Origin of the sequence: Streptomyces sp. NPDC007162 (assembly GCF_040634175.1) — a bacterium.
Lineage (GTDB): Bacteria > Actinomycetota > Actinomycetes > Streptomycetales > Streptomycetaceae > Streptomyces.
Genome location: NZ_JBEYFC010000679.1, coordinates 1 through 4,040, shown reverse-complemented (window position 1 = coordinate 4,040; position 4,040 = coordinate 1). Strand labels below are relative to the sequence as shown.

3 protein-coding genes and 1 pseudogene are annotated in these 4,040 nt (G+C 69.0%); 2 read left to right on the top strand and 2 right to left on the bottom strand.

The features are described 5' to 3' along the window. Positions 1-185 precede the first annotated feature (185 nt). Positions 186-1,055, top strand: a complete 870-nt coding sequence (locus ABZ646_RS41910) for a helix-turn-helix transcriptional regulator (protein WP_360531638.1) — start codon at positions 186-188, stop codon at positions 1,053-1,055. Positions 1,056-1,238: 183 nt separating this feature from the next. Here ABZ646_RS41910 and ABZ646_RS41905 read toward each other — a convergent pair whose 3' ends face one another. Then, positions 1,239-2,126: an SDR family NAD(P)-dependent oxidoreductase gene (locus ABZ646_RS41905; protein ID WP_360531635.1), complete on the bottom strand. Its 888-nt coding sequence runs from the start codon at positions 2,124-2,126 to the stop codon at positions 1,239-1,241. 71 nt (positions 2,127-2,197) lie between these two features. Between ABZ646_RS41905 and ABZ646_RS41900 the strand changes: the two genes are divergently transcribed. Continuing rightward, entirely contained in the window at positions 2,198-3,127 is a 930-nt protein-coding gene (locus ABZ646_RS41900) for a LysR family transcriptional regulator (RefSeq protein WP_360531632.1), read from the top strand. Positions 3,128-3,322: 195 nt separating this feature from the next. Here ABZ646_RS41900 and ABZ646_RS41895 read toward each other — a convergent pair. Further along, positions 3,323-3,598 (bottom strand): annotated as a pseudogene (locus tag ABZ646_RS41895) (helix-turn-helix transcriptional regulator); the annotation flags it as partial. Positions 3,599-4,040 lie beyond the last annotated feature (442 nt).

The following is a 4,040-nucleotide window of genomic DNA, read 5'->3' as shown; positions in this document are numbered from 1 at the left end:
GCGGGGAGCGGACCCGGACGTACGACCGTGAGTTGGCCCGGATGAAATCCGCCATGGAGGTAGTGGACCCGCGTCCGCTGAACCCCTGGTGATGGGCACAAGGCCGCGCGTCATCGTGAAGTGAGGACTTCCAGGGACAGATCTCTCCCCCTGACAACATTGTTCTCTGATGTCAGGGTGATGGCATGAACCGCGATCCTCACCGTCATGATCTGGGGGAATTCCTCAAGGCGCGCCGCGCCGAGCTCGACCCGGCCGCCGTCGGTCTGCCCGACGGCGGTTCGCGTCGTGTCGCGGGCCTGCGCCGTGAGGAGGTCGCCGTGCTGGCGGCCATCAGCACCGACTACTACGCCCGCCTGGAGCAGGGCCGTATCCAGCCGTCGCCGTCCGTGCTGGAGTCCCTGGCCCGGGTGCTGCACCTTGACGAGGACCAGCGGGCCTATCTGTACGAGCTCGCGGCCAAGGAAGAATTCCGCCCGTCGCGCCGGCAGCCGCGGCTGAAGGCGCAGCCGCAGTTGCAGCGCATGCTCGACGACATGGCGCACACCCCCGCGTTCGTGATCGGTCCGCGTACTGAGATCGTCGCCTGGAACGCCATGGGTGCTGCCCTGGTCACCGATTTCGGCGAGATTCCGGAGAAGCAGCGTTACTACATCAGGCTGCTCATCACCGATCCCGCGATGCGGGAGCTGTACGCGGACTGGGAGGGCGTCACCCGGCTGGCCATCGCCCAGATGCGGATGCACAACACCAACAACCCCGGGGACAGGCAACTCGCCGCCCTGGTGGGTGAACTCTCGGTCCGGGACGAGCAGTTCCGCCAGTGGTGGGCCGCCCACCACGTCGCCGTGCGGGACACCGGAGCCAAGCACCTGCGCCACCCCGTCGTGGGGGACCTGCATCTCGACTGGAACGCCGTCACCTGGGCCGCCGACCCCGACCTGCAGATCATCGTCTGGACCGCCGAAGCCGGCACCCCGACCCATGACAGCCTGCGCGTCCTGGCGTCCTGGGCAGCGGACCCCAGCCACTCGACCAGCAACAGCTCCGCCTGAGATCCCCTCGTGCAACCCACCCGTTCTGGGTGCCGATACCAGTCGTGATGTCCCTGGCGACGCGTTCGCCCGCCGCCACGTCGCGCACGGCAGGGTGGCCTCCGCGCCCGTGCTGGCAAGGGCGAGGGCCGTCTCGGCGCCAAGGCCGCGAGGCGCCGGGGACTGACGCGGGCGTGCGGGCGCTCAGGGTGTGAGGATCCGGTCCTGTTCCACCGGAGGCGTGCCGTCGTGCCAGTCCAGGACCTTGCCGAAGCGGACCAACTCGCCGTAGAGGGCAGGATCGACGGGCTCGGCGAAGACCAGGTCGAGTACGGCTTCGGCGGCCTGGGCCGGTGACTGGGCCTGGCTGTAGTCGCTGAACCACGGGCGGGAGGTGGCGGTGTCGACCATGCCAGGGCACACGGAGGTGATCAGGGTGCCGACCGCGAGGTCGTGTTCGCGGCGCTCGGCGGCGACCGCGCGTACGGCGGCGACCTGAGCCACCTTCGAGGGCACGTTTAGCCACACGGGCCAGCCGGCCTCCTGTGCGGTCCCGGCCTGGATGGCGCTGCGCCACGACTCGACGGCGGACTCGACCTGATCCAGGCTCGCGCCGTCGAACAGATGGTGCAGTCGGGGGTTGAGGTGCCCGAGTGTGCCCAGGGTGCTGGCCACGACGAGCAGCCGACCGCCCGGGCGCAGGACGGGGGCGAAGGAACGCAGGATCGCATGGGTGGCGGTGTTGGAGACGTCGATGAACTCGTCGGCCCGCTCGGCTTGTGACTCGTCGGGCAACAGCCGGGCCACGGCGTTGGACAGGACGATGTCGACCCCTCCGTGGCAGGTCTGCAGGTCCTCGGCGAAGGCGGCGATGGCATCCTTGTCCGTGACGTCCAGGACGCGGCCCTCGACACGGGCTTGGGTGCCAGGCAGCTGTGTGACCTCGCGGGCGGCGTCCGTCACGCGCTTGTGATTGCGGCCGGTGAGCAGGACCAGGTCGTCCCGGTGCATACGGGCCGCCAGCCCGTCCACGAAGGCGCGGCCCAGTCCTTGGTTGGCGCCCGTGACGAGGGCGATTCGCGAGGTGTTCATGCAGACAACGCTAGGAACGTCGCCACCATGAGTCCAACGAAAGATCGGCACACCTAGTATGCGTAATCATCATGGACTTCACGGATGTGTCACTGACCGCGCTGCGCGTCTTTCGCGCCGTGGCAGAGCAGGGAACCTTCACTGCGGCCGCCGCTTCAATGGGCTATACGCAATCGGCGGTGTCCCGGCAGATCGCCGCCACCGAACGGGCCGCCGGTGCGCAGCTGCTGGAGCGGCGGCGCGACGGTGTACGCCTCACCGCGGCAGGCCGCGTCGTCATGCGCCGCGCGACGACCGTACTCGACGAGATCGACGCGATCGCCAGGGAGCTGTCCGGCCTTCCCGGGCAGGCCGGGACGGTCCGGGTGGGATGGTTTCCCAGCGCCGGCGTCTTCCTGCTGCCCCGAGCCCTGGCCGCGCTGCGTCGCACCGACCCTGGTCTACACGTCGTCGGCCGTGAGGGCAGCACGCCGGCGCTTGTTCGCGCCCTGCGAGCCGGCAGCCTCGACCTGGCTCTGCTCGCGTCAACCCCGCCGTTCCGGCCGCCGGACTCCGAGTCGCCCCCGCTCGCGCTGCAAACGCTCACCGAGAGTGCCCTGTGCCTGGCGGTGCCCGCCACCCACCCGCTCGCCCGCGGCGACTTCATCGACGTGGCGGATCTGCACGGGCAGCGCTGGATCGCCGGCTCCTCTTCGGGGGAAGACCGGCTCATGGGGGTGTGGCCGGGCCTGGACGAGCGTCCCGAGATCGCTCACACCTCCCGCGACTGGCTCGCCAAGCTTCACCTCGTCGCCGCCGGCTGCGGGCTGACCACCGTGCCCGCCGCCCTCGCCTCCGCTGCGCCATCAGGTGTGCGCGTTCTCCCCGTCCGCGGCGGACCCCAGGAACAGCGGCGCCTGCTCCTGGCCCGCCTTCCCCACCCGCCGACCGACCCGGTCACCCGCGTAGCAGCCGCCCTCCACACAGCAGCACTCGACGCTGACCTGCCCTCGCCGCCGTGACGACAGAATCGAGCTGGCAAAATACTGCCGACACCGTTGCGCTCGACGATTCGCGTACCGGTCCAGGATCATGCCGGGGGGCCAGGCGAGCTCGTTCAGCACGGTACGCAACCGGGGGTGCGCCCTCCGCGGAGCCCGCCGCCGAGCCTCACCTGAGTCCTGCCTGCCGGCCAGCTCGAACACATAGTCCCGCTGGTCGTCACTCAGGTGCAGGACCCGAACAAGATCGGACAGCACGGACGCGGAGGGGATCATGCGCCCCTGCTCCAGGCGGGTGTAGTAGTTGATGCTGATGGCGGCCAGCACGGCCACCTCGTCACGGCGCAGGCCGGCCACGCGACGGCGCCGGTCGGTTTCGGGCAGCCCGACCGTACGGGGGCTGAACTCAGCCCGGCGGCCCTTCAGGAATTGACCCAACTCCTTACGGATCCCTGGATACGTGTGCCCCGGGGTGGAATTCTCCTTTGCCATGACCCTGCGGGCGGTGGCAGAGATCAGAGACCAGCAATAGTTTTCACAGGCCGTCGACGTGATATGCCCCGGTTCTAATGGAATCTGGTCCCCCAGGGGGACCCACCGGAAGTATCCCGTCTCATTCCGGGCGGGGAGCAAAAGTGTGCTGCCGGCCAGGCACTGCGCACGTCGCAGCTTCTTGATCGACAGCCATCCCCTTCGAAGGCAGGGAGAAAGCCATAATATCACGTACCACGATCAAGAGAGCGGCCGTCGCCGCAGGCCTGGCCATGGCCTCGGTGCTGACGTTGGTCTCGCCCGCCAGCGCAGCCACCGACATCATGAACACCGAGGGGTTCGACGCCAACAACCTGATGCTGACCCTCTGCAACGGGCCCACCGGCGAGCGGTATTGGGATATGGACCCCCGCACCGGCGCAGTCCGCGAGCTGAGCCGTAA

Bases quoted from the DNA above. Each gene is read 5' to 3' on its own strand.
- ABZ646_RS41910 (WP_360531638.1), top strand. From the start codon at position 186: ATGAACCGCGATCCTCACCGTCATGATCTGGGGGAATTCCTCAAGGCG.
- ABZ646_RS41900 (WP_360531632.1), top strand. From the start codon at position 2,198: ATGGACTTCACGGATGTGTCACTGACCGCGCTGCGCGTCTTTCGCGCC.
- ABZ646_RS41905 (WP_360531635.1), bottom strand. From the start codon at position 2,126: ATGAACACCTCGCGAATCGCCCTCGTCACGGGCGCCAACCAAGGACTG.